The sequence below is a fragment of the Ureibacillus sp. FSL K6-3587 genome (assembly GCF_038593165.1).
Taxonomy (GTDB): Bacteria; Bacillota; Bacilli; order Bacillales_A; family Planococcaceae; genus Ureibacillus; species Ureibacillus suwonensis.
Map to the genome: position 1 here is coordinate 2429027 of NZ_CP151969.1, position 25700 is coordinate 2454726.

General features: G+C 41.9%; 26 protein-coding genes and 1 other annotated feature. Of the genes, 19 read left to right on the forward strand and 7 right to left on the reverse strand.

The window, feature by feature from the left end; translation table 11 throughout:
* The first annotated feature begins 66 nt into the window (after positions 1–66).
* The 13 genes from NSS77_RS12080 (at position 67) to rplT (ending at position 12970) form a co-directional block, all read left to right on the forward strand.
* On the forward strand, positions 67–489 hold the full coding sequence (locus tag NSS77_RS12080; RefSeq protein WP_342468955.1) for a DNA polymerase I: 423 nt from the start codon (positions 67–69) through the stop codon (positions 487–489).
* Positions 490–619: 130 nt separating this feature from the next.
* On the forward strand, positions 620–3247 hold the full coding sequence (polA, locus tag NSS77_RS12085) for a DNA polymerase I (RefSeq protein WP_342468956.1): 2628 nt from the start codon (positions 620–622) through the stop codon (positions 3245–3247).
* A gap of 16 nt (positions 3248–3263) precedes the next feature.
* Positions 3264–4136: a bifunctional DNA-formamidopyrimidine glycosylase/DNA-(apurinic or apyrimidinic site) lyase gene (gene mutM / locus NSS77_RS12090; protein ID WP_342468957.1), complete on the forward strand. Its 873-nt coding sequence runs from the start codon at positions 3264–3266 to the stop codon at positions 4134–4136.
* A 13-nt stretch (positions 4137–4149) separates the two neighbouring features.
* Positions 4150–4743: a dephospho-CoA kinase gene (gene coaE, locus NSS77_RS12095; protein ID WP_342468958.1), complete on the forward strand. Its 594-nt coding sequence runs from the start codon at positions 4150–4152 to the stop codon at positions 4741–4743.
* Positions 4744–5014: 271 nt separating this feature from the next.
* Positions 5015–6034: a glyceraldehyde-3-phosphate dehydrogenase gene (locus NSS77_RS12100; protein WP_342468959.1), complete on the forward strand. Its 1020-nt coding sequence runs from the start codon at positions 5015–5017 to the stop codon at positions 6032–6034.
* 269 nt (positions 6035–6303) lie between these two features.
* Positions 6304–6768: a transcriptional regulator NrdR gene (gene nrdR / locus NSS77_RS12105; protein ID WP_342468960.1), complete on the forward strand. Its 465-nt coding sequence runs from the start codon at positions 6304–6306 to the stop codon at positions 6766–6768.
* A gap of 18 nt (positions 6769–6786) precedes the next feature.
* Positions 6787–8151: a DnaD domain protein gene (locus tag NSS77_RS12110; protein WP_342468961.1), complete on the forward strand. Its 1365-nt coding sequence runs from the start codon at positions 6787–6789 to the stop codon at positions 8149–8151.
* Positions 8152–8170: 19 nt separating this feature from the next.
* On the forward strand, positions 8171–9103 hold the full coding sequence (dnaI, locus tag NSS77_RS12115) for a primosomal protein DnaI (RefSeq protein WP_342471272.1): 933 nt from the start codon (positions 8171–8173) through the stop codon (positions 9101–9103).
* Positions 9104–9498: 395 nt separating this feature from the next.
* Positions 9499–11430, forward strand: a complete 1932-nt coding sequence (thrS, locus tag NSS77_RS12120) for a threonine--tRNA ligase (protein WP_342468962.1) — start codon at positions 9499–9501, stop codon at positions 11428–11430.
* A 149-nt stretch (positions 11431–11579) separates the two neighbouring features.
* Positions 11580–11789: a hypothetical protein gene (locus NSS77_RS12125; RefSeq protein WP_342468963.1), complete on the forward strand. Its 210-nt coding sequence runs from the start codon at positions 11580–11582 to the stop codon at positions 11787–11789.
* Positions 11584–11732: a sequence feature (ribosomal protein L20 leader region), on the forward strand. It overlaps the preceding gene by 149 nt.
* A 30-nt stretch (positions 11790–11819) precedes the next feature.
* Entirely contained in the window at positions 11820–12323 is a 504-nt protein-coding gene (gene infC / locus NSS77_RS12130; RefSeq protein ID WP_342468964.1) for a translation initiation factor IF-3, read from the forward strand.
* 32 nt (positions 12324–12355) lie between these two features.
* Positions 12356–12556, forward strand: a complete 201-nt coding sequence (gene rpmI, locus NSS77_RS12135) for a 50S ribosomal protein L35 (protein ID WP_342468965.1) — start codon at positions 12356–12358, stop codon at positions 12554–12556.
* 54 nt (positions 12557–12610) lie between these two features.
* The gene (gene rplT, locus NSS77_RS12140; RefSeq protein WP_342468966.1) at positions 12611–12970 is read left to right on the forward strand and encodes a 50S ribosomal protein L20; all 360 of its coding nucleotides are present in this window, start codon (positions 12611–12613) and stop codon (positions 12968–12970) included.
* Positions 12971–13011: 41 nt separating this feature from the next.
* Here rplT and NSS77_RS12145 read toward each other — a convergent pair whose 3' ends face one another.
* Positions 13012–14658 carry an IS1182 family transposase gene (locus tag NSS77_RS12145; protein WP_342468967.1) on the reverse strand — a complete coding sequence of 549 codons (1647 nt, stop codon included), beginning with the start codon at positions 14656–14658 and terminating at the stop codon, positions 13012–13014.
* Positions 14659–14839: 181 nt separating this feature from the next.
* Here NSS77_RS12145 and NSS77_RS12150 point away from each other — a divergent pair, with 181 nt between their 5' ends.
* On the forward strand, positions 14840–15103 hold the full coding sequence (locus tag NSS77_RS12150; protein ID WP_342468968.1) for a DUF1294 domain-containing protein: 264 nt from the start codon (positions 14840–14842) through the stop codon (positions 15101–15103).
* A gap of 115 nt (positions 15104–15218) precedes the next feature.
* Here the strand turns inward: NSS77_RS12150 and NSS77_RS12155 are convergent, their stop codons facing one another.
* The gene (locus NSS77_RS12155; RefSeq protein ID WP_342468969.1) at positions 15219–15608 is read right to left on the reverse strand and encodes a sigma-w pathway protein ysdB; all 390 of its coding nucleotides are present in this window, start codon (positions 15606–15608) and stop codon (positions 15219–15221) included.
* 93 nt (positions 15609–15701) lie between these two features.
* On the opposite strand from NSS77_RS12155, the gene NSS77_RS12160 reads away from it, so the two are divergent.
* From NSS77_RS12160 to argF, 3 genes are all read left to right on the forward strand, one after another.
* A complete protein-coding gene (locus tag NSS77_RS12160; RefSeq protein WP_342468970.1) occupies positions 15702–16184 on the forward strand; it encodes a dUTP diphosphatase in 483 nt (160 codons plus the stop codon).
* Between the two features lie 15 nt (positions 16185–16199).
* On the forward strand, positions 16200–17279 hold the full coding sequence (locus tag NSS77_RS12165; RefSeq protein WP_342468971.1) for a M42 family metallopeptidase: 1080 nt from the start codon (positions 16200–16202) through the stop codon (positions 17277–17279).
* 264 nt (positions 17280–17543) lie between these two features.
* The gene (argF, locus tag NSS77_RS12170) at positions 17544–18509 is read left to right on the forward strand and encodes an ornithine carbamoyltransferase (protein ID WP_342471273.1); all 966 of its coding nucleotides are present in this window, start codon (positions 17544–17546) and stop codon (positions 18507–18509) included.
* 418 nt (positions 18510–18927) lie between these two features.
* On the opposite strand, the gene NSS77_RS12175 is transcribed toward argF, so the two are convergent.
* Positions 18928–20028, reverse strand: a complete 1101-nt coding sequence (locus tag NSS77_RS12175; protein WP_342468972.1) for an S-layer homology domain-containing protein — start codon at positions 20026–20028, stop codon at positions 18928–18930.
* 192 nt (positions 20029–20220) lie between these two features.
* On the opposite strand from NSS77_RS12175, the gene NSS77_RS12180 reads away from it, so the two are divergent.
* Positions 20221–20628 carry a MarR family transcriptional regulator gene (locus tag NSS77_RS12180; RefSeq protein ID WP_342468973.1) on the forward strand — a complete coding sequence of 136 codons (408 nt, stop codon included), beginning with the start codon at positions 20221–20223 and terminating at the stop codon, positions 20626–20628.
* A 28-nt stretch (positions 20629–20656) separates the two neighbouring features.
* Here the strand turns inward: NSS77_RS12180 and sspI are convergent, their stop codons facing one another.
* From sspI to nadB, 4 genes are all read right to left on the reverse strand, one after another.
* Complete coding sequence (gene sspI / locus NSS77_RS12185; protein WP_342468974.1) at positions 20657–20866, reverse strand: small acid-soluble spore protein SspI; 210 nt, start codon at positions 20864–20866, stop codon at positions 20657–20659.
* A 78-nt stretch (positions 20867–20944) separates the two neighbouring features.
* Entirely contained in the window at positions 20945–22048 is a 1104-nt protein-coding gene (nadA, locus tag NSS77_RS12190) for a quinolinate synthase NadA (protein WP_342468975.1), read from the reverse strand.
* Complete coding sequence (gene nadC / locus NSS77_RS12195) at positions 22048–22893, reverse strand: carboxylating nicotinate-nucleotide diphosphorylase (protein WP_342468976.1); 846 nt, start codon at positions 22891–22893, stop codon at positions 22048–22050. The genes nadA and nadC overlap by 1 nt, the downstream gene beginning before the upstream one ends.
* Complete coding sequence (nadB, locus tag NSS77_RS12200) at positions 22847–24442, reverse strand: L-aspartate oxidase (RefSeq protein ID WP_342468977.1); 1596 nt, start codon at positions 24440–24442, stop codon at positions 22847–22849. Before nadB ends, nadC begins: the two co-directional genes overlap by 47 nt.
* Positions 24443–24579: 137 nt before the next feature.
* On the opposite strand from nadB, the gene NSS77_RS12205 reads away from it, so the two are divergent.
* Positions 24580–25698 (forward strand): IscS subfamily cysteine desulfurase, encoded by a 1119-nt coding sequence (locus tag NSS77_RS12205; protein ID WP_342468978.1) that lies wholly within the window; start codon positions 24580–24582, stop codon positions 25696–25698.
* Positions 25699–25700: the final 2 nt, after the last annotated feature.

Below are 25700 nucleotides of genomic sequence, written 5' to 3' on the forward strand. Positions count from 1 at the left end.
TTTCTCATCCTATCAACCTCGTTATATAATACTATACAATAATAATATTAGAATCGAGGCGAAAGGATGCAGCGTTTAAATCAATGGATCCAAAATCTGTTGCTTGCATGTATAATGTCTTGCAGTATGACAGGGTTATATTCTTCGACTCCTTACGCATTTTTGAACATAAAGTTGTTCCAAATTCCTGTACTTTTTATCATCATTTTCATCCTTTCCATCTTTGTGGCGGAGGATCTCCGAAACAGTTTTAAAAAAGTGTTCCGTTATGAACAGCGGGAAAATAAACGATCCATCTGGCAAGTGGGTGTCGGGATGATTTTTTATTTTACCCAAGTGGGGATTGTGGAAGTGTTTTTCCGTCCGTGGATGGAACCGGAGTTGGGCGGGATGCCACTGTATCTTGTCATCGCCTTTTTAAACGCTTTCTTATTGACAATCATCTATGAAGAAATTTTTTATGAGGAGAAAATCAATCAGCCTCATTGATACGGGGCTATTTATAAATGTTTGGAAAAAAACACGTATTTGTCGTTTTTCGGCAGATACGTGTTTTATAATGGAATTAACTGTGTAAAAGTAATGGAAGATGATTTTTTCTCTGAAGGAGTGCTAATGAGTGGGAAAAGAAAAATTATTATTGCTAGACGGGAACAGCTTGGCATATAGAGCGTTTTTTGCGTTGCCGCTTTTATCGAATGACAGCGGAATTCATACAAATGCCGTTTACGGCTTTACGACGATGCTTCAAAAAATATTGGAAGAAGAAAAGCCGACGAAGATGCTCGTCGCCTTTGATGCGGGAAAAACGACATTCCGCCATGAAACCTTTGAAGAATATAAAGGCGGCCGCCTGAAAACGCCGCCGGAACTGTCGGAGCAATTCCCTTACTTGCAAAAGCTGATCGACGCATACCGCATTCCAAGATACGAATTGGAATTGTACGAAGCGGACGACATCATCGGAACCCTTGCCCGCCAAGCGGAAGAAAAAGATATCGATGTCATCATCGTCTCAGGGGATAAAGACTTGACGCAGCTGGCGACGGATAAAGTGAAGGTGTATGTGACGCGAAAAGGGATGACGGATATTGAACATTATACGCCGGAACATATTCAGGAAAAATACGGTTTATCCCCTGAACAGATCATCGATATGAAAGGGCTGATGGGGGATGCGTCCGACAATATTCCGGGTGTTCCGGGGATTGGTGAAAAGACCGCCATCAAATTGCTGAAAGAATATGGAACAATCGAAAATTTATATGAACATATCGATCAAATGAAACAGTCCAAGATGAAGGAGAAGCTCATCGAAAACGAAGAACAGGCGAAAATGAGCAAACAATTGGCGACCATCAACACCAATGCGCCAATCGAAATCCGTCTTGAGGATTTGGATTATCCAGGTCCGGATGAGGAAGCGGTGCTTGAAGTTTGGAAAGAGTTGCAGTTTAAATCCCTCCTCGAAAAAACGGATTTCCAAGCGGAAGAAAAGGAAACGGCTGAAATCGATTTTGACATTGTCCGTGACATCGCCGGGGATCTCTTCAGCGATGAAATGGCGGTACATGTGGAACTTGAGAATGAACAATATCATACTTGCAATATTTTAGGATTCGCCTTCACGGACGGAACAAAAACCTTTTTCGTTCCGACGGATGCATTGAAAGAAAATGATATATTGAAGGCTTATTTTGAAGATGGCACGAAGAAAAAATATATGTCGGATTTAAAGGCGGCCCAATGCATTTTGAAACGTCATGGCATCAATTTGCGGGGCGTGGAATTTGATTTCCTGCTTGCTTCTTACATCCTGAATCCTGCCATTTCAGGGGATGATGTGGCGACGCTGGCGAAGGAATTTGGCTACACCGATGTCCGTTCCAATGAAGCGGTATACGGAAAAGGGGCCAAATGGGCATTGCCGGAGGAAAAAGACCTTGCCGAACATGTTTGCCGCAAAGCCCTTGCCATTTGGCATTGCAAAGATCGGGTTACAAAAAAATTGAAGGAAAATGAGCAGTTTGACCTGTACCATGATTTGGAGCTTCCTTTGGCTGTCATTTTAGGGGAAATGGAAAGCCAAGGAATCAAAGTGGATATTTCCACTCTTGAAGAAATGGGGAAAGAATTGCAAGAAAAAATTGCGACGCTGGAAAAGGAAATTTATGAATTGGCGGGAGAAACATTCAATATCAATTCTCCAAAACAGTTAGGCGTTATTTTGTTTGAAAAATTGGGACTGCCGGTCATCAAGAAAACGAAAACAGGTTATTCCACTGCGGCGGATGTGCTTGAGAAACTGAAATACCAACATAAAATCGTCGAATTGATTTTGGAATACCGGACACTGGCGAAATTGAAGTCCACTTATATCGAGGGGTTAATCAAAGAAGTCCACCCGGAAGACGGAAAAGTTCATACCCGCTTTATGCAGGCATTGACGTCGACTGGGCGCCTTTCTTCAACAGATCCGAACTTGCAAAATATTCCGATCCGACTGGAAGAAGGAAGAAAAATCCGAAAGGCTTTTGTTCCTTCCCATGAAGGCTGGCTGCTCTTTGGTGCCGATTACTCCCAAATCGAGCTGCGTGTTCTTGCCCACATGTCCAAAGATAAACATTTGGTGGACGCTTTCAAACAAGGAATGGATATTCATACCCGGACGGCGATGGAAGTGTTCCATGTTTCCAAAGATGAAGTGACGCCAAATATGAGAAGGGCGGCAAAAGCGGTCAACTTCGGCATCATTTATGGAATCAGCGATTATGGACTTTCGCAAAACCTTGATATTTCCAGAAAAGAAGCGGGAGATTTTATAGAAAAATATTTCCAAAGTTTCCCTGGTGTCAAAGAATATATGGACAACATCGTGCAGGAAGCAAAATTGAAAGGATATGTAACAACCATCCTAAACCGCCGCAGATATTTGCCTGATATTACAAGCAAAAACTTCAATTTGAGAAGTTTTGCGGAACGTACGGCAATGAATACGCCGATTCAAGGAAGCGCCGCAGATATTATCAAAAAAGCGATGATTGACATCGATGCGAGATTGAAAGAAGAAGGTCTGCAGGCGAAACTCTTGCTGCAGGTGCATGACGAATTGATTTTTGAAGCGCCGAAAGAGGAAATTGAAAAGTTGGAAAAAATCGTGCCGGAAGTGATGGAAAGCGCCATCACCCTTGATGTACCATTAAAAGTGGATATTTCTTACGGCCCAACCTGGTACGACGCAAAATAATTAAGGAAGTGAAATCATGCCTGAATTACCGGAAGTGGAAGGGGTTGTTCGGGCGCTTTCCCCGAAAATCGAAGGAAAAACGATTGAAAATGTGGTGTTGTCAAAAACGGTTTATGCATCCCACCAACAAGGAAAGCAATGCATTGTCAAAAATATGGAGCCATCGGATTTTGAAAATGAAATGCGCGGCATGACGATCAAAAAGGTGAAACGGCGGGCCAAATATATTTTCTTTGATGTCGAAAAAAATGAACAGCCCTACCTTTTCGTCAATCATCTGGGAATGACCGGCGCCTGGTTCATCGTCGGCCAGGAGAATGAAATTTTGGAAGAAAAATTTCGCAACCATATTCACGCAAAGTTTTCATTATCCACTGGCGAGAAGCTCATCTTTTCCGATATACGCAGATTTGGTGAAATGCGGTTGTTAAAAACCATGGATGAGCATCCGCCGCTGCTATTAATGGCTCCGGAACCCTTTGAGGAACGTGCCTTGAATTACTTTTTGGAAAAATGTGAGCTTACGAAATATAAAAATAAGCCGATCAAGGAAGTCATTATGGATGGACAAGTGATTTCCGGCTGCGGCAATATTTATGCAACGGAAGCCCTTTTCCGGGTCGGCATCCATCCCGCAAGAAAGACGGGAAGAGTCAGCAAAAAGCGGAAAATCGAATTGTTTGAAGCCGTTCAAAAGGTATTGTTGGAAAGCATCGAAATGGGCGGTTCGACGATTTCCGATTATCGAAACATCAATGGAGAAGTCGGCGGGATGCAGCATCGTTTGAAAATGTATGGCAAAAAGGTTTGTCCAAACTGTTCTTCAAAAACAAAATCGATGACGATTGCCGGAAGAACGAGCGTTTATTGTCCAAAATGTCAACATTAGAAAGGTGTTTGCTATGATCATTGGTTTAACAGGAAGTATTGCAAGCGGAAAAAGTACCGTAAGTAATATGTTAAAAGAATATGGATTTCCAATCGTTGATGCGGATGTGGTGGCCCGGCAAGTGGTGGAACCAGGCAGCGAAACATTGAAAAAAATTGCAGAAGCCTTTGGGGAAGAAGTTTTGACGGAGAATGGGGAACTGGACCGGAAAAAATTAGGTTCCATTATTTTCAATGATGAAGAGAAACGGCAACTGTTGAATAGCATCATTCATCCGGCCATCCGGAAAGAAATGCTCCGTCAGCGGGATGAGTATCTTGAAAAAGGCGAAAAAACGGTGATTATGGATATTCCATTACTATTTGAAAGCAAGCTTCAACATTTTGTGGATAAAATTTTGGTCGTGTCCGTATCGGAAGATGTGCAATTGGAAAGATTAATGAAAAGAAATCAATTGACAGAAGAAGAGGCAAAAGCCCGCATACAGTCCCAATTGCCTTTGTCGGTGAAAGAGCAAGGGGCGGATGCGGTCATTAATAATAACGGTTCAATCGAGGAAACGCGGAAACAACTGGAGCAAATTTTAAAAGATTGGGACGTTCTTTAGCTGATTATTGAAAAAATATGCTCGTGATGTCAAAAAATTTTCAAGATTTTTGGAATGATTCTTGTTGAATTTAGCTGTTCGAATATGGAATATTGGTATAGGGTTTCTCCCCAAGTTTCGCAGTATGCTTCAACGGAGCCGGTTTTTTTCATTATTTTGAAAATAATATTTTTTTTAATCTTATAATTGTTGGTACACGATTATTAATAATGTGCTATACTAATTGAGAAAAAGTAAACATAATTGAAGTAAAATAGGAGGCTTATATATAATGACAGTTTCTATTGCAATAAACGGCTTTGGTCGAATTGGCCGTATGGTGTTCCGACAAGCAATTGTTCAAGACGATTTAAATATAGTAGCAGTCAATGCGAGCTATCCTGCCAAAACATTGGCACATATGGTGAAATATGATACAATTCATGGTCATTTCGATGGTACAGTGGAATATGAAGAAGATGCATTGATTGTAAATGGCAAGCGTGTGCAATTAGTGGCTGAACGCGATCCTGCAAAATTGCCTTGGAAAGAGCTTGGCGTAGACGTTGTAATTGAAGCGACAGGTAAATTTAACGATCGTGAAAAAGCGGCCCTTCACTTGGAAGCGGGAGCGAAAAAAGTGATTTTAACAGCGCCAGGGAAAAACGAAGATGTCACAATTGTGGTTGGTGTGAACGAAGACGCTTTAGATTTATCCAAACACGATATCATTTCAAATGCTTCTTGTACAACAAACTGCTTGGCTCCGGTTGTCAAAGTGTTGCATGAACAATTTGGAATTGAAAACGGTTTAATGACAACTGTTCACGCATATACAAACGATCAGAAAAACTTAGATAACATGCACAAAGATTTACGCCGTGCCCGCGCCTGCGGTCAAAGCATCATCCCGACAACAACTGGTGCGGCAAAAGCATTGGGCAAAGTAATTCCGGAATTGCAAGGAAAAATCCATGGTTTAGCCCTTCGTGTACCAACGCCAAACGTTTCTTTGGTGGACTTGGTTGTCGATTTGAAACAAGATGTAACGGCTGAGCAAGTAAATGAAGCCTTCAAAAAAGCCAGCGAAGGTCCGTTGAAAGGCATTTTGAATTACTGTGAAGAACCTCTTGTATCGGTAGATTTCAATACTACAACTTATTCATCAACAATTGATGCACAGTTAACAATGGTAATGGGTACAAGAAAAGTGAAAGTGATGGCTTGGTACGACAATGAATGGGGTTATTCTGCACGCGTTGTGGATTTGACTAGAAAAGTTGTCAAAGCATTGGAAACAGTAACAGCATAATATTATGTTTGGATCAGTGTAGACATTGTCTTCCGGACTTTGTCTACACTTTTTATTTTTTGCCCCCATATTATGGATGACTTGTCAAAACAAAATATTAGCAAAGCTGTTAATGAAATTCGGAATAAATCATCTCGATTTTTGGATGAAAGTATATTAAAATGATAGCCTATCTGATTGTTATCAAGTCACGTATATGGGAAAAGTGTCACATTCTTTGTTATCTGTTATAATATTCATTAAGAAACTAGACAGGGAGAATTAAAATTATGAGATGTCCAAGTTGTCACCATAACGGAACGCGTGTGGTAGATTCCAGACCCGTTGATGATAATAAAGAGATTCGTAGACGCAGGGAATGCGAATCTTGCGGTTACCGATTCACCACTTTTGAAAAAGTGGAGGAAACACCTTTGATTGTCGTAAAAAAAGATGGTTCCAGGGAAGAGTTCAGCCGTGAAAAAGTGTTGAGAGGATTGATCCGCGCCTGCGAAAAGCGCCCTGTGCCATTGGAACAACTTGAACAAATCGTTTATGATATCGAAAAAGAATTGAGAAGGATTGGAAATTCGGAAGTGAGTTCCGTGGATGTCGGCGAAATGGTCATGGACGAGCTTGCGAAAGTGGATGAAGTGGCCTATGTCCGTTTCGCTTCCGTTTACCGCCAATTTAAAGATATCAACGTATTTATGGATGAATTGACGGAATTGTTGAATCGCCAGTCCAAAAAGTGATAACGGGGGGAAGAATATATGGTTTACTTGTATAAAGAGTTGCAGCCCAAGGATTCTTTTGATATCCTTCTCCCTTCTTCTCTCTCTTCACATGACCGGCAGCTGTTGACCCTTTTTTATCAGCCCCTTACCGGTCCGGAGCCAATCAGTTTGTATTTGACTTTATGGGCGGAAGGGGAAGATCCTCACAGGGGATTATTAAACCACTACTACTTGATGAATGTGCTGAATATGCCGATCATGAGAGTGTTTCAAGCACGGATTTCCCTTGAAGCGATCGGACTCTTGAAGACATACCGGAAAGATGAAGGGGAAAATCGTTCGTTCATTTATGAATTGGCGCGCCCTTTGGATGCGGAACTATTTTTCCAAGACCCGCTTTTATCGATGTTTTTATTCAGCAGAATTGGCGAACAGGCTTACCGCAAACTGCGCAAACGGTTCATTAAGCGGATTGACAAGGACGCTTTCAAAGAGGTTTCAAGAACGTTTACAGATGTGTTCAAGCCGATTGATACGAATGTACCCCAGGAATTTATCGAGCCCGAGCTGAAATCCAACCAAATGAATTATCCTTTTTATTATGAACGGTTTGACTTCGATTTATTGCAAGCCGGATTATCGGAACAATTGATCCCTTCCCGCGTGTTTACGCCGGAAGTGAAGGAATGGATTGCAAAGCTTGCTTTCCTCTATCAGCTATCCCCGTTGGATATGCAAAAAATTGTGATATTGGCCATTGATGATGAAATGAACATTTCATTGGAAAGATTGAAGAAGGCGGCTGCCGATTATTATAAATTGACCATTTCCAAGGAAGTGCCGAAATTTGAAAAAAACTTTGAGTCGAAGCCGCAGGATGAACCGAATCAGTCGCTGACGAAAGAGCAGGAGCTGATCCATTATCTTGAGACGACTCCGCCGATTCAAGTGTTGCGGGATATCAATAACGGAAAAGAACCGTTGCCGTCTTCCGTCGAACTGGCTGAAGATTTAATCATGAAGCACGGCATGCCTATCGGGGTCGTCAATGTATTGCTCGAATATGTGATGCTCACTTTAGATATGAAATTGCCCCGCAAATATGTCGAACGGATCGCGGACCATTGGATGCGGAAAAATGTACGGACGGCGAAAGAAGCAATGGAACTTGCCCGCACGGAACGGGACCAATATATGCAATGGAAGCTTGAAAGCGAAGCGAAAAAATCCGCTTCATCAAACTACAAGAAACAGCCTTATAAAAATATAAGGGAAGAAAAGATTCCGGAATGGTTTTATAAACGGAATGAACCAAAGAAAGAGGAAAAAAAGGCATCAAACATCAATTTTGAAGAAGAGCGCAGAAAAATATTGCAAAAACTTGGAGTTGTAGACGGGTAGGTGACGAACAATCGAATCGATCAAAAAAGCTTTAGAAAAATTTCAAATTCCTTCCTTTCAAGAAAGGTATAATGCCATCCGCAATCAAATTTTGGAGCATCCGGATGTTCAAAAATTCTTGGCGGAACATGACGATGTGGTCAATAAAGAGATGGTGGAGCGCAGTTTGGCCAAACTGTATGAATATATCAGCCAATCCAGCGAATGTTGCAATTGCGGTTCTACGGAACAATGCACCAATTATTTAAAGGGATTTATTCCCAAATTGTACATTTCCCAAAATATGATTGATGTCGAGTATGAGCGCTGTAAGCAAAAGATTATTGAAGACGAGCGTAGAGAAATCGAATCGATGATTTCAAGCATGTATATGCCGAAAGACGTATTATCTGCCACATTGCAAGATTTATTGATTGACGATGAATCACGGGTAATTATTGCCAATTATGCCGCTGATTTCATCAATCATTACAAAAAGACAGGGGAATTGCCGAAAAAAGGATTTTATTTATATGGCGAATTCGGCGTTGGGAAATCCTTCGTATTGGGGGCCATCGCCAACGAGCTTGCCAGTTTGAGAGTTCCTTCTGTTCTCGTTTTTGTTCCGGAATTTTTGAGGGAGTTGAAGAATTCCATCCAGGATCAAACCCTCCAGGAAAAAATCGATTTTGTAAAGCAGGCTCCTGTACTGATGCTTGATGATATTGGTTCGGAGTCTTTATCCAGCTGGGCGAGGGATGAAATTTTAGGTCCCATTTTGCATTATCGGATGAGTGAACAGCTCCCAACCTTTATTACTTCCAATTTTAATTATAAACAATTGGAACTCCACCTGGCTGAGACTTCCCGCGGTGAGGTCGATGTCGTGAAAGCCGCCAGAATTATGGAGCGGATCAAAGCGGTGACGATTCCGATTGAAATGACTGGCGAAAACCGGAGACAATCCGAATGAAAGTCCATTTCGACAGTTGCATTTCGAATAAAGTCAGCGTATACTTTGATTGTGATAAATATTTCAGTGGCAGTGAAGAGGACATGAAGTTTGTGAAACGGCTTATAGAGAGGGAAACCTAGGCTGGAAGTTTCCTAGTACGACGCAACACTTTACTACCTCGGAGCTTCGGCGGGGAACAATCCGCTGACGGCTATCGGTACGTTACACCGACCCAGAGCTTCGTCTGAAATTGCTTTGATTTCGGAAGGAAGAAGGGTGGAACCACGAGCGATCGCGTCGTCCCTTTATCGGGATGGCGTTTTTTATTTGTGTCGTTCAACTATTTGAATTTGGATTCCAGCAAATGTAAAACATAATTTGAACGAATCAAACTACAGTAAAGGAGAATGAATATGGCTGAAGTGATTCAATTAACTTTTCCGGATGGTGCAGTAAAGGAGTTTTCCAAAGGCACAACGACTGAAGAAGTCGCAGCGTCCATCAGCCCGGGATTGCGCAAAAAAGCGTTGGCAGGGAAGGTCAATGGCAAATTGTTGGACTTAAAAACACCAATTGAAGAAGACGGTGCAATTGAAATCGTAACACCGGATCATGAAGATGCCCTTGACATTTTGCGCCATTCAACTGCCCACTTGACAGCGCAAGCGGTGAAACGTTTATTCCCTGGGGCGAAACTGGGGATTGGCCCTGTGATTGAAGGCGGATTCTATTATGACATCGATTCACCGACACCAATTACAGCGGAAGATCTTCCAAAAATCGAAAAAGAAATGAAAAAAATCATTTCAGAAAACCTTGAAATCATCCGCAAAAACGTCACTCGCGAAGAAGCTCGCCGCATTTACGAAGAAATTGGCGATGAATATAAATTAGAACTTTTGGATGCGATTCCGGAAGGGGAGCAAGTATCCATCTATTACCAAGGTGAATTTTTTGATCTTTGCCGTGGCGTACATGTTCCTTCCACTGGAAAATTAAAAGAATTCAAATTGCTTTCATTGGCAGGAGCTTATTGGCGTGGAGACTCCAACAACAAAATGCTTCAACGCATTTACGGTACAGCCTTCTTTACAAAAGAAGATTTGCAAAATCACTTAAAAATGCTGGAAGAAGCGAGAGAACGCGACCACCGCAAACTGGGGAAAGAGTTGGAACTGTTCACTTTATCCCCAACAGTGGGACAAGGCTTGCCATTATGGCTTCCAAACGGCGCCACTATCCGCCGCATTATCGAGCGCTATATTGTAGATAAAGAAATCAGCTTAGGATATAAACACGTTTACACACCAGTGTTAGGTTCAAAACGTTTATATGAAACTTCCGGCCACTGGGAGCACTATTCTGAAGACATGTTCCCGCCGATGGAAATGGATAATGAAACATTGGTGCTTCGTCCGATGAACTGTCCACACCATATGATGGTTTATAAAAGCGGCATGCACTCATACCGCGAGTTGCCAATCCGGATTGCCGAACTTGGCATGATGCACCGCTATGAAGCGTCCGGCGGTTTATCCGGCTTGCAGCGCGTGCGCGGCATGACTTTGAACGATGCCCATATTTTCGTTCGTCCGGACCAAATCAAAGATGAATTTAAACGGGTATTAAACTTGATTCTTGAAGTGTATAAAGACTTCGATATCAAAGATTATCGATTCCGTTTATCTTACCGGGACCCAGAAGATACAGAAAAATATTATGATGATGATGAAATGTGGGAACGCGCACAAAGCATGTTAAAAGAAGCGATGGATGATTTAGGACTAGAATATTTTGAAGCGGAAGGCGAAGCTGCTTTCTATGGTCCAAAACTTGACGTGCAAGTAAAAACAGCCATCGGCAAAGAAGAAACTCTATCTACTGTGCAGCTTGACTTCCTGCTTCCGGAACGCTTTGATTTAACATACATCGGCGAAGACGGGGAAAAACATCGTCCGGTTGTTATTCACCGCGGTGTCGTATCCACAATGGAACGCTTTGTTGCCTTTTTGATCGAAGAATACAAAGGGGCATTCCCAACATGGTTGGCGCCTGTTCAAGCGGTCGTGATCCCTGTATCCAACGAAGTGCATTTCGATTATGCAAAACAGGTGGAAGAAGAACTTCGCAAAGCGGGAATCCGTGTAGAACTTGATGTGCGTGAAGAAAAATTGGGTTATAAAATCCGTGAAGCGCAAATGAAGAAAATCCCGTACATGTTGGTATTGGGCGATAAAGAAGTGGAAGCCAATACGGTCAATGTCCGCCGTTACAGCTCCAAAGATTCAGAAACGGTGCCATTCGGACAATTCCTTGAAGACATCAAAAAGGATGCAAGAGTGTAAATTTCATTTTATTGGAACAGAGGATGCCCGTCAGCTGCTGTTTGGGCATCCTCTGTATCCAATTTGATTGATGTATGTCAGATATAAAAATAAAAAACTTGACATCTTAATAACAGGATGTTACGATAACAAAGGTTAAGAATACAAGATTGTGGTTGAAAGTAGAGGCTGCCCGCTTCTCACCTGTTCGACGCATCGAGCAGTTGACAGGTTCGAATCATCATGGAAAAATGAATACGCTCTTTTTTGCGTATTTTACGGCGGGCGGACATCTTCTGAAATGTCCGTCTTTTTTTATGGACATAACAGAACAACAGCAACGTTCAACCGGGATTTTCAACCGTGTATTCGCGACATAACCTTGGAGGTGGATTTTTATTAGCAAAGACATGTACGTAAACGAAGGGATACGTGCACGTGAACTTCGTGTAATTGATCAAAACGGTGAACAAGTAGGAATTATATCCCGTAACGAAGCGTTGGAAATGGCTGCTCGTGTAAACTTGGATCTAGTCCTCGTAGCACCGCAAGCGAAGCCACCTGTTGCTCGTATTATGGACTACGGCAAATATAAATTTGAGCAGCAAAAGAAAGAGCGCGAAATTCGTAAAAATCAGAAAGTCATTCATATGAAAGAGGTTCGTTTGAGCCCAACGATTGACGAACATGATTTCCAAACGAAACTTCGAAACGCAATCAAATTCCTTCAAAAGGGAGATAAAGTAAAATGTACATTGCGTTTCAAAGGACGTGCGATTACGCATACAGATATTGGACAACGGGTATTGGATCGTTTTGCTGAAGAATGTGCCGAATATGCAACGGTAGAACAAAAACCTAAATTGGAAGGCCGGAGCATGTTCTTAATTCTGGCCCCAAAAAGCGAAAAATAATGATTACGAAATAAGGTTTAGGAGGAACTACTATGCCAAAAATGAAAACTCACCGTGGCGCTGCTAAGCGTTTCAAAAGAACAGGTACAGGTAAATTTAAATTTGACCGTGCTTACGGAAGCCACTTATTTGCAAACAAAACAACAAAACAAAAACGCCAACTTCGCAAAGCGAAAGTGATGACATCAGGCGACTACAAACGCATCAAAACATTACTTGCATACAAAAAATAATGGAATTTTGAACGGATTATAAAATTTTCGAAAGAATAGCAGGAGGTAATTTCTATGCCACGCGTAAAAGGTGGAACAGTAACGCGCAGACGTCGTAAAAAAGTTTTAAAATTAGCAAAAGGTTATTTCGGTTCAAAACATACTTTATATAGAACAGCAAACCAAGCGGTAATGAAATCCGGTTTATATGCTTACCGTGACCGCCGTCAGAAAAAACGTGATTTCCGTAAATTATGGATTACACGTATCAATGCGGCAGCTCGCCAAAACGGTCTTTCTTACAGCCGCTTAATGTACGGTTTAAAACAAGCTGGTATCGAAGTGAACCGCAAAATGTTGGCTGATTTAGCGGTGAACGATGCGCAAGCTTTCGCTCAACTTGCGGAAGAAGCAAAAAAAGCAATCGCAAAATAATCATTGAAACAACTTAAAAGGAGGCTGGGACAAAACTAGCTTCAAAATAGGAAAAAGGAGAATTTGAGCCAACTCAAATTCTCCTTTTTCCATTTCTCTCCATTATTTTTGGTCAGTTGATCTTTGTTGGCCGTGTATTTCCGTAAATTCACGGCCATTAAGGCAATGCCCATTTCATTTTCCACTTTCGATTTTCCTCGAACGGAAAATCGAGTGAAACGCAAATTAGCCTTCAAGAATCCAAAAACTGGTTCTACGTCTATTTTACGTTGACGGAAAATAGAACCAGCTTTTTCTTCTGAAAGCTTCGCTCTTACATATTCTTTTTGTTGTTCCCATTTTTCATTCACCATGACCTTTCGGTGATTGCCTTCCTTTGCTTTTGTGCATGATGAACGAAATGGACATCCTGAACAGTTTTCACATTCATAGATTTTCAATTCTCGTTTGAAACCAGTCTTATCTGTACGTACAGAACGATAACGGAAGGTTACTCGCTGCTGATTTGGACAAATGTAGGTATCACTTTCTTCGTCGTACATCCAATTGTCTGGATGAAATGGATTTTGTTTATATTTCTTCTTTTGTTCTTTCTCATACATGGTATATGGAATGAGTGCCTCACATTTTCGATTCGAAAGGATGTCTTCATAGTTTTGTTCACTACCATAACCAGCATCTGCGACAATATACTTTGGCAACGGAAAATAATCCTTTTCTATCTTATTCAAGAACGGAATTAATGTACGTGTATCAGTAGGATTTGGAAAGATGCTATAAGCTAGTGCGTATTGACCTTCTGTTGCGATTTGTACGTTGTATCCAGCCTTCAATTGACCGTTTTTCATATAGTCGTCTTTCATTCGCATGAACGTCGCATCTAAGTCTGTTTTGGAATAACTATTCCGTTCACCCAAGATTTCGAAGTCTTTTTGATACTTTTGTTTACGTAAAATCAAGTCAATCAACTGTTTGTACACTCGCTTCGGATATTTCCGTTCGCTTCTTAATGCTTTTCGTTCTGTGGCATCGGGCGATGCTTCTATCTTTTGGTCATATTCCGTAATCACTTCATCGACTTGTTGCACCATTTGAGCGAGTTCTTCAACGGACAGTTCTCCCTCATTTTCCCGCTCCATTTCAGGGATGATTTCCTTCTCTAACAGTTCGTTGTAGAGCTGATTGGATTTTTCAATTAAGCTTTGGTTGTATTTTTCAATGGATTTCTTCCATACGAAAGTAAATTTATTGGCATTCGCTTCAATCTTCGTACCATCGATAAAAATGGCTTCTTGATCGATTAACTTTTCTTCCACCAGTTGGCAACGGAATTGGACAAAACATTGACGAATTAATTCTTTTACTTCCGGATGCACACGAAAACGATTGATCGTCCGATAACTTGGTTCATATCCTTGTGCCAACCACATCATTCGTATACTGTCCTTTAATAGCGCTTCAATTTTTCGACCTGAAAAGACAGACTGCGAATAGGCACACAAAATAATTTTTAGCATCATGCGTGGATGATAAGCAGGACAACCTGTATTTCGAAGAAACGGCTGGAAGGCTTCATCTGGAATACTTTCAACTAAATGGTGGATGTGGAAGGCAATATCATTTTCTTGTAATTTTATTTCTAAATCTAAAGGCAAAACTAATTGATTCATGTTATAATATTTAAACATAAGGACACTTCTTTCGTTAAAATTTTTGGGGTTGGATACTTAAATTTTAACAGAAGATGTCCTTATTTTTATTGAAAAAATGAAGAACAGCCCATGAAATTTTATTCCAAAATTTCATGGGCTGTTTCCATTTTAGAGGGGGTTTTGTCCCAACCTCTTTTTTCTTTTAAGGAGAAGGAAAATGAATGAAATCATTGCTGTGTACATAATCATCGTATCTGCGATTTGTTTTGCATTGATGGGAATTGATAAATCGAGGGCAAAACATGGGAAATGGCGGATTTCCGAAAAAACATTATTATCGGTGGCAATCATTGGCGGCGCTTGCGGTGGATTGATCGCAATGGTTTTATTCCGCCATAAAACGAGACATGCCATCTTTGCCTTTGGACTGCCATTGCTTGCTGCATTGCAAATTTTCTTCCTAATCTATCTCTATAAGTGAATTAGACAATACACTTTCACCAACGTTCAAGCGGCTTATGCTCTAAATATATTGTTCATAGAGCATAAGCCGCTTGAAGTCAATGCAGGAGCTTTTTTCAGAACGGATGGGCAGTTTATTCCTCTTCTTCCTTCATCAATTTTTCAATAGGATTTTTCCAATTGATTTTCGCTTTCGGATAATTCATTAAAATTTCTTTCTCCAAAAATTTGAAATCTTCTTTTGTCAAACCTTGGAGCTTTGCCGGATCATGCACCCAGACAAAAATGGATACCACTTCAAAGGCGTCATCGGTTGTCCCCAAATATTTTTCCCCTTCAAACAAAGCGCCTTTATAAGAAATAAAGAAGTTTTTTCTCACATTTTTTACATCATCATAAAAGTAGTATTGTCCCTTTTCATAGGCTTCATCCAATTTTCTTTTCGGATCTGTCAAATAGCGAAAAGCTTTATAAAATAAATAAATAATGACGATAAAGACAATAATACGCAAAAGAAGCGCCATAAAAAGTTCCCCCTTGTATAAAAGGTATCATATCCTATACGATTAAGGTAGAAAATTAGTTTCATTTTTTATAGAAAATGAGGGATAATATTCATGGAATTTCAAGAACTGTTTAACATGCAAGCACAATTGGATTCGTTTATTCAACAGAACCAGCACATCGACCGGGATGTATTTCTGGAAAAAGGGTTGGCGTTAACGATAGAACTTGCGGAGTTGGCAAATGAAACCCGCTGTTTTAAATATTGGAGCACAAAAGGTCCTTCCGAACGGGAAGTGTTGTTGGAAGAATTCGTGGATTCCATCCATTTTCTTCTTTCCTTAGGAAATGAAAAAGGATACCGGTTGAATGCGTGGCCGGAAATGAAGAAAAAGGAAAACCTGACGACATGGTTTTTGAAAACGCAAGAGGCGATTTTGTCGTTTATTCACGATCCGTCTGAGGATCATTATTTGAAAGTATGGGAATATTACAGTGTGCTCGCTTATAATTTAGGTTTTACATTGGATGATATCATTCAGGCATACATTGAGAAAAATGAGAAAAATTACGAGCGGCAACGCAATGGATATTAAGGAGGATCAATAAAAATGGATGAAACATTGCAAATGCTAAAGGATTTGACAGACGCAAACGGCATCGCAGGAAACGAGAAAGCGCCGAGAGAGGTCATGAAAAAATATATCGAGCCTTTTGCGGATAAAATCGAGTATGACAATTTGGGAAGTTTGATTGCGGAAAAACGGGGCGATGAAAAGGGTCCGAAAATTATGATTGCCGGCCACTTGGATGAAGTGGGTTTCATGGTGACACAAATTGATGACAAAGGCTTCATTAAATTCCAAACGGTCGGCGGTTGGTGGGCACACGTCATGCTTTCACAGCGGGTGACGATCACGACCCGTTCAGGTGAGGAAATCATCGGTGTCATCGGTTCAAAACCGCCTCATATTTTGCCGCAGGAACAACGCAAAAAAACCGTTGATATCAAAGATATGTTCATCGATGTGGGCGCCACTTCCAAAGAAGAGGCGGAAAGTTGGGGAATCCGCCCTGGTGATATGATTACGCCATATTTTGAATTCAATGTGATGAAAAATGAAAAAATGCTTCTTGCAAAAGCGTGGGACAACCGCATTGGCTGCGCCATTGCCATCGAAGTGTTGAAGCGGTTGAAAAACGAAAATCATCCAAACATTGTCTATGGTGTCGGCAATGTGCAAGAGGAAGTAGGATTAAGAGGTGCGAAAACGTCCACATTCAAAATTCAACCGGACATCGGTTTTGCGGTGGATGTAGGCATTGCAGGAGATACACCGGGCATCACTCCGAAAGAAGCGATGTCAAAACTTGGAGCAGGTCCGCAAATCATCATTTACGATGCTTCCATGGTTTCCCATAAAGGGCTTCGCGATTTCGTCATCGATGTGGCGGAAGAAAACAACATTCCGTATCAATTTGACGCGATGCCAGGCGGAGGAACAGATGCCGGTTCCATGCATTTGACAGGAAACGGTGTGCCAACCCTATCCATCACCATTGCTACCCGTTATATTCATTCCCATGCATCCATCCTGCATCGGGACGACTTTGAAAATGCGGTGAAATTGATGGTGGAAGTGGTGAAGCGGCTCGATTGGGATGCGGTGAATAAAATCAAGTATGAATGAGAGGGCTGAGTCCCTCTTTTTTTATTGCCAAAGTTATCTTTATGCAAACAATCTATCATTTTTGCCGAAAAGAATAGTAAAATGTTACGAATATTTATAACGGATGATTCATTAGATTTAAAATATAGGTGCATTTTTATTCATCGTTTTTGAATATTATTTTTAAATTTTTAATGCGAAAAAAATAATAAAAATACACTTGATTTTATAAATATACAATTGTATAATGGGTACATCTAACAAAGAAGGAGCGGAAATTCATTGATGAAATTGTTGGAAGAAGTGCAGCTAAAGCCCGTTTCAAGTTTAAAGGGCAAAGATTTGTTAACGCTGCTTGATTATACAAGTGAAGAAGTGCAAGAGTTGCTTAGCCTTGCAACAAAAATGAAAAAAGTAACGAAAAATGGCAAATGTCCAAAACTTTTAGATGGAAAAGTGCTTGGAATGATTTTCGAGAAAAACTCCACACGTACACGCATTTCCTTTGAAGTGGGAATGCATCAATTAGGCGGAAAAGCGATTTTCCTGCATGCAAGAGATATGCAGCTTGGCCGCGGTGAACCGATTTCAGATACAGGTCTTGTTTTATCCGGTTATTTAGATGGAGTTATGATCCGCGCCAATTCACATAAAATGGTAGAGGAATTAGCAGAGTATGCAACCATTCCAGTGATTAATGGATTAACAGATTTATATCATCCATGCCAAGCGTTGGCCGATCTTGAAACGATCATTGAAAATAAAGGAACATTTAAAGGATTAAAAACAGCTTATGTCGGCGATGGAAACAATGTTGCCCATTCACTTGTCGTGGCGGCTGCCCACGTTGGAATGGATATTGCGGTAGCCACTCCGAAAGGTTATGAGCCGGATGCTGAAATCATGAAAAAGGCTCAGGCGATTGCGGAGAAGAACGGCAGCACCATCACGATCACTAATGATCCGATAGAAGCTGTGAAAGACGCGGATGTAGTGTATACAGACGTATGGACTAGCATGGGTCAAGAAGAGGAAGCGGCTCAACGCTTAAAAGACTTCCAAGGCTATCAAATTAACGATGAATTGGTGGCTCATGCAAAACCTGATTTCATGTTCTTGCATTGCTTGCCAGCCCATCGTGAAGAAGAAGTGGCAACATCCGTAATCGACGGTCCAAACTCATACGTCTTCGAGCAAGCGGAAAACCGACTTCATGCACAGAAAGCAGTGCTTCTATCATTACTTGCATAATTAATGAGTAAGGACATCTAATATGCTCTGCCCCGAAAGCGTAAGCGGCAGGGGCAAGCGGAAAACCGACTTCATGCACAGAAAGCAGTGCTATTATCTTTACTTGCATAATGAAGTAAAAAAGGAAAATATATATGTTCTGCCCCGAAAGCGAAGCGGCAGGGGCAAGCGGAAAATAGATTATATGCGCAAAAAGCAGTTCTATTATCCTTACTAGCATAATTTAGAAGAAAAATAATCAATGCGCTCTGCCCCGAAAGCGAAGCGATAGGGGAAAGCGCAAAAGGCCTTTTTACAGGCATAGGTGAATTAAGTTTATATTCGATGCCGAGTTCAGGGTGGAATGAAGCATCGCTCATAATATAAAATCAAGGCAATCCAGGAGGCGCTGGATTGCCTTTTTTCATGCATGCCATTTTCATTTTTTCTTTAATTGGACTAACTGATAGACAACTGAATTAGTTCTCAAATCCTTCGTGCAAATATGGCCATAGTCTTTTGAATAATAATATTGGAAGCCGTCGGAACTGACAATTTCCATTAAATGATTAAAAGTGCCTGCAGGGGTCGTTACGGTTTCGGACATGCTTGTCACCGCATAGGTTACCGGTTTAAGCCCTTTCTTCATGGAAAATGACCAGCTTGTCCCGAGTTTTACGGGATATGGGATATGAAAGTCCGTCAATATTTCATCATTTGCCAGGAACCCTTTAAAAGTGAAACCGTCCTTGCCAATGCTGTTCACATATTGGATCCCCTGATTGTAATCATCGGAAACATACCACCAATCCCCTTGGACGTCCGATGACAAATATGTGAAGTATTCCCGGCTCGTATAACCTTCATACAATTCATATATGTATTGATAATTTTTATTGTAGCCAAACCCGCTTTTTACCGGTATAAAATCCGGTTCAAGAACACGGGACATGAAAGTGGAAAAATGGGCACGGGTAAGTGGTTGGGAAGGTTTAAAGGTGCCATCTTCGTATCCCGTTGTGATGTTATTGGCCGAAAGAGCGGCTATCGCTTGATAATGTTTATGGTTTTTCGGTACATCTTTAAATTGTTGGTTGCTGGAGCCTTTGAGAGAAAAGGCATTCACTAAAACTTGGGCCATTTCGCCGCGTGTGATGGGCTCAAATGGTCTGAAGTTCGTTCCTTTTGGGAAAATGCCTTCATCGACTGCCGCAGCAATCGCTTTGTACGTTTCCTGATCGACTTTCGTCAAATCCTTGAATCCCGGATTAGGCCGGTTGTTCAGATCCAGTTGCAAAGCTCTTGAAATCATTAATGCAACTTGGGAATTTGTCACGTTGTTTGAAGGCTTGAAAGTTTTGTCTGAATACCCCTTAATAATCCCTGTTTCCGCCAAAAAATTGATTTCCACCGCCGATGGATGGCTATCAGGCACATCCGTGAAAGTGGCGGCTTGTGCCACATTTCCTTTCATGAAAAAAAAAAAACAGATGAGCATACTATTGAACAAAACACGTTTCCAATTGAACGTTCTTCCCATTTTCTTTCCCTCCTTTAATCCTTTTCTTAGATGCGCAAATGGTGAACTTTTGCGGTTTCCATATTTGTAGTATAAACTTTCTCATTTTTTTGGTAAATGACGAAAAAGTTTCATTCCGTTATGATATAGATATAGAAATTACATGGTTTGTAAGTATATTCCACCATTTTGAGTGAACAGTGGGGTGTGAGTATGGGGGATTTGTTGATTGATTTACTTCATGAAAAATCCGTATTGTTGAAAAAAATAAAGGAAGAAAAATGGCAGGCCATCAGCGGCATTCATATCACCCATTCGGAGTTTTCCATTTTGGAGAAGGTGTACAAGAATCAACCGTTGATTTCCCATGTGGCGAAACAGGTTCCGTTTACAAGACAAGCAGTTCATAAATTTATCAAGCAATTGGAAGAAAAGGGATTGGTGGAAACAAAAAAATTCAATTTGCGGGATAAATCCATTGAACTGACCAAATTGGGGGAGGCGTGTTTTGAAAAACATCTCGCCTTGAAAAAAGAATTGGAAAATATGATCGAAGAAGAAATTGGGGAAATGAATGTAAAAAGGATCAAGGAAATCTTAAAGATGGAATGGGGAATATAAAAAGGGCTTGGAGAACGTTCTCCAGCCCTTAATGTTGAAACACTTTTGATAATGTTTCCGTAAATTTCGATTGTTCTTCTTCACTTGTATTTTGCCACCACTTTTCCAAAAAGACGCCAAGTCCTGGAAGAAGATGTTCATCGCCTCGGGCAATGGCATCTTGGATCGTTTCCCGGAATTCTTCCGGACTGTCCCCTTTGACATTGGAAGTAATGGCTGCTCTGATTTGAAAGTCCATACCATTCGCCTCCTCGAGTAGTAGTTTGTTTCCACTCGAAGAAATTATGCGCTGATTTTCTCAAAAACTTTCATCCGCTTATGCCAATTGCAACATGCGGTCCAACGCCAACAAGGCTTCTTTTGTCGTTTCAGGATCCACTTTGATGACATTTCCCTGTTCGCCATTGACGATGATTTCCAAAGCCCAAAGAAGATGCGGCAAGTCTATCCGGTTCATTGTCAAACATGGGCACATGTTTTCATTCAGGCAAATAATGTGTTTGTCCGGATGTTCCGCAATGATGCGTTTCACCAGGTTCATCTCAGTTCCAATGGCCCAGCTTGAGCCGGATGGAGCATTTTTGATTGTCTCCACAATATATTTTGTGGAACCAGAAAGGTCTGCCGCCTGCACCACTTCAAAGGAGCATTCAGGATGGACAATCACTTTCATATCCGGATAGTTTTCCCGGACTTCCCGGACATTTTCCACCGTAAATCCCTGGTGGACGGAGCAATAGCCATCCCATAAAATGACTTTAATGTCTTGCACATTTCCTTCATATTTCAGTTCGCCGGAAATGGGATTCCACACGGCCATCTGCTCCAGTGGAATGCCCAAATCATAGGCGGTATTTCTCCCCAAATGCTGATCCGGCAAGAAGAAAAGCCGTTCTTTTTGTGTAAAAGCCCATTCCACCATTTTTTTGGCATTGGACGATGTGACGCAAGCACCGCCATTGCGGCCGGTAAATGCTTTAATGGCAGCCGTTGAGTTGACGTAGGTTAAAGGAATGATGGTATCTCCGAAAATGGATGTCAGCTTTTCCCAAGCTTCTTCCGTTTGGTAAATATTGGCCATATCCGCCATGGAACAGCCGGCCCGCATATCCGGCAAGTAAACAATTTGCTCGTCCGTCGTTAACATGTCTGCGGTTTCCGCCATAAAGTGCACGCCGCAAAAGACAATATGTTTTGCCTGTTTATTTTTCGCCGCGGCTTGAGCCAATTGCAAGGAGTCTCCCGTTGCATCGGCGAATTGAATCACTTCATCTTTTTGATAATGGTGCGCAGGAAGAAATAATTCACTGCCCAATTGTTCCTTGATTTCCCGAACCCGATGCTCCATTTCCTCACGGGACATGTGACGATATTTTTCAGGTAACATACCGAATGTCGGAATTGTACAGATTGATGCCATTATTCAACGTCCTTTCTTTTCACTAATGCGCTGATATCAAAAGCTTTTACCGAATGGGTAAGGGAACCGAGGGAAATCCATTCCACGCCGGATTCCGCATAGCTTCGCAAGTTGTCCAACGTAATGCCGCCGGAAGCTTCCGTTGAAATATGCCGTGGTACAAGCGGAAGCCATGCCTTGATTTCTTCAGGGGTGCGATTATCGAACATGATGATGTCGGCACCGGCTTCAATGGCTTCAAGCAATTGTTCCTTCGTTTCAATTTCCACTTCGATTTTCACCGTATGGCCAATCCGCGATTTTGCCAGCTGGACCGCTTTGGTGATGCTCCCGGCGAGCGCGATATGATTGTCCTTCAGCATGATGCAATCATATAATCCGCTGCGATGGTTATAGGCACCGCCAGTCCGTACAGCGTATTTGTCCAGCATGCGGAGGCCTGGCACCGTCTTTCGGGTGTCACAGATTTTCGCGTTGGTTCCTTTCGTTAATTCAACGGCTTTTCTTGCGTTTGTTGCGATGCCGCTCATCCGTTGAATTAAATTTAAAATGACCCGTTCACCGCTCAAGAGGCTGCGCATTGAACCTTCGATGACCGCGATCCGATCACCTTTCTGAAGTTCGTCGCCATCCTCTTTCAGCAAGGTAATTTGAAGGGTTGGGTCGAGCACTTTGAAACCGGTTTGAATCACTTCCGCACCGCAAAAGACGCCTTCTTCCTTTGCGTAAAATGTAAATGAACCTTGATCTTTGGGTGAAAAAATCGTTTCACTGGAAAGATCGCCGTCACCGATATCTTCATTGAAAAACTGTTTCAACATTTCCTGCAATTTGATGTTGTTCATAAAGTCCGTCCCTCACATGATAGTTTCCTTGTTTAAAAACAATCCATTTATTGTTCCAATCTTCTTTCATCGAAGGGAAATCGCTGCGGATATGGGAACCGCGGGATTCTTCCCTGATTAATGCCCCTTGAACGATTAAAGAGGCGGTGATATGCATGAATAATTGTTCAATGGCCGATCTGTCCATTGCATCCAGATCAACGGCTGCAATGTCCCTGTAACTTGGCAGCTTTGCCAATAATTCCGAGAGGCCTTGTTTCTCCCTTACAATGCCTGCATTTCTGAACATCTCTTTTTGTAAAGTTTTTGGATCCATTAATGTTGGTAAATTCACCAATTTCTTTTCATTGGAAATACGCGTAAAGTTGTGTTGGCGTGTACCGTTGCAAAGCAGATTTTCCGCCATCAATTTTCCGAATGTGATACATTCAAGCAGTGAATTGCTGGCCAGGCGATTGGCTCCGTGCACCCCTGTACAAGCCGTTTCCCCGACGGCAAGAAGTCTGGGGATGCTCGTCCGGCCGTAAACGTCACTGATAATGCCCCCCATCAGGAAGTGGCTTCCAGGCGCGATGGGAATGCGTTGTTTCGATAAATCAATGCCTTGTTCTTTGCAAATGTTTGTGATTGTTGGAAACTTTTCTTCAAAGTGTTCTATATTTGATATGTCGATATAAACTTCCCGGCCTTTTGCACGATGTTTATACATTTCATAGGCGGTAACATGTCTTGGGGCCAAATCCCCCAATGGATGAACCCCTTCCATCAATCGATTTCCTTCTTCATCCGCAAAGAATCCGCCGGCGCCACGCACCGCTTCGGAGACAAGTCCATGGGTTTGGCCGTCCTTGTAGATTAAGCTTGGATGGAATTGAACAAATTCCATATCGGCGATTTCAGCTCCGGCGATGTATGAAAGGGCAATCCCGTCGCCAAAGCTGTCGGGGCAATTGGAAGTATATTCATACAATGCCCCTGCGCCGCCTGTTGCAATAATGACATAGGAGGCCAAATAGGTTGTCGTTTTTCCTTCTTTGGATTTTGTTTTGACACCGATACATTCGCTATCCTCATTCAATAACAGTTCATAAGCGAGTTCGTATTCATGGATTGTCACCTTTTCAGGCAATGAATCTAGCAAATAGTTTACGAGAGCTTGTCCTGTCGCATCTCCGCCGGCATGAATGATTCTCGGTCTGCTGTGGGCTCCTTCAAGCCCCAGGGAAATCGAACCGTCCAAAGCCCGATCCGCTTGAAAATTTTCTTTGATCAATTGATGAACCGTTTTCTTTCCTTCTTCCACCAATGTATGAACATTGTCTGGCTGATGGTGATAAACACCTGCTGAGAGCGTGTCTTGCACGTGCAATTGGATGCTGTCTTCATCACTTGTAACTGCAGCGATTCCTCCTTGGGCTTTGTATGAGCTGCCGTTTTTCAGATGGTTTTTTGTCACGATATCCACCTGAAATTTTTCTGCGAGGATTTTCGCTGTCTGAAGGGCGCTCGCACCGCTACCGATAATGACAATATCTGTCTTCCTCATCATGATTGCTACCTTCTTTACAGTTGTCTTGACACTTATATTTACATAAAATAAAGGATAAAACAAGCATTTGCACATAGAAAATTGGGTATGTAAAGTATGCTAATGGTTCATAATTTTTGCAGAAACGGGGAATAGTCATGATTTATTTGGATTATGCCGCAACAACGCCAATGCTGGATGTAAGCATAGAGGCATATGGCATTGCCGCAAAGGAAGTATACGGAAATACATCAAGTTTGCACGATGCGGGAGGAAAAGCAGCGTTCCTGTTGGAAAAATCGAGGGATGCCATCGCCGAAAAATTGGGCGTCAATCGGGATGGCGTCATTTTTACAGGAGGCGGAACGGAAGGCAATATTTTGGCGATTTTATCATTGGCCCGTGCAGGACAAGGAAAGCATGTCATCACTTCAAGCGCGGAACATACGAGCGTCCATGCGGCAATGAATACACTGGAGCGGGAAGGTTACGAAATTACGAGACTGCCGCTGACGGAACAGGGGACGATTGATGTGGATTTGCTGGAAAAAACGGTCCGTCCTGATACCGTCCTGATTTCCATTCAACACGTCAATTCGGAAATCGGCTCCATTCAACCAGTGGCGGAAATTGCAAAGGTTGCACAAAAATACAACATTCCCTATCATGTAGATTGTGTTCAATCTTTTTGCAAGTTGGATATAAAGTCATTTTCAAAACATGTGGATGCCATCACCGTGTCCGCCCATAAAATTGGTGGACCAAAAGGCTGCGGTGCGGTATATTTAAATCCGCGAAGAAGAATTTTGCCTCTTTTTCCAGGGGTAACCCATGAAAGAGGGTTGAGAGGCGGCACGGTGGATACGCCGGCCATTTTTGCTTTTGCAACAAGCGTGGAACATTATAAATATGATATAAATAAGTTTTGGAAATTGCGCCATCAATTGAAAGAAGCGATTCAAAAGACAAATTGTTACTTTATCGAATCGGACGAGGCCCATCAACTTCCGAGCATTTACGGTTTGTGCATGAAAGGGGCGGAAGGGCAATATGTGATGCTGCGCCTGAATGAAGAAGGGATCTGCATTTCCACGGGAAGTGCCTGCGACATCAACAGCAAATCCGGAACGAAGGCGATTCTTGCGATGGGTCGCAGTTTATCGGAAGCCCGCACATTTTTCCGCATCTCCTTTGGGATGGATACAACGGAAGAAGAAATTGAACAGCTCGGCAACGCATTAATCAAAATAGATCAGGAAATCAAAAACATGAAATAAAG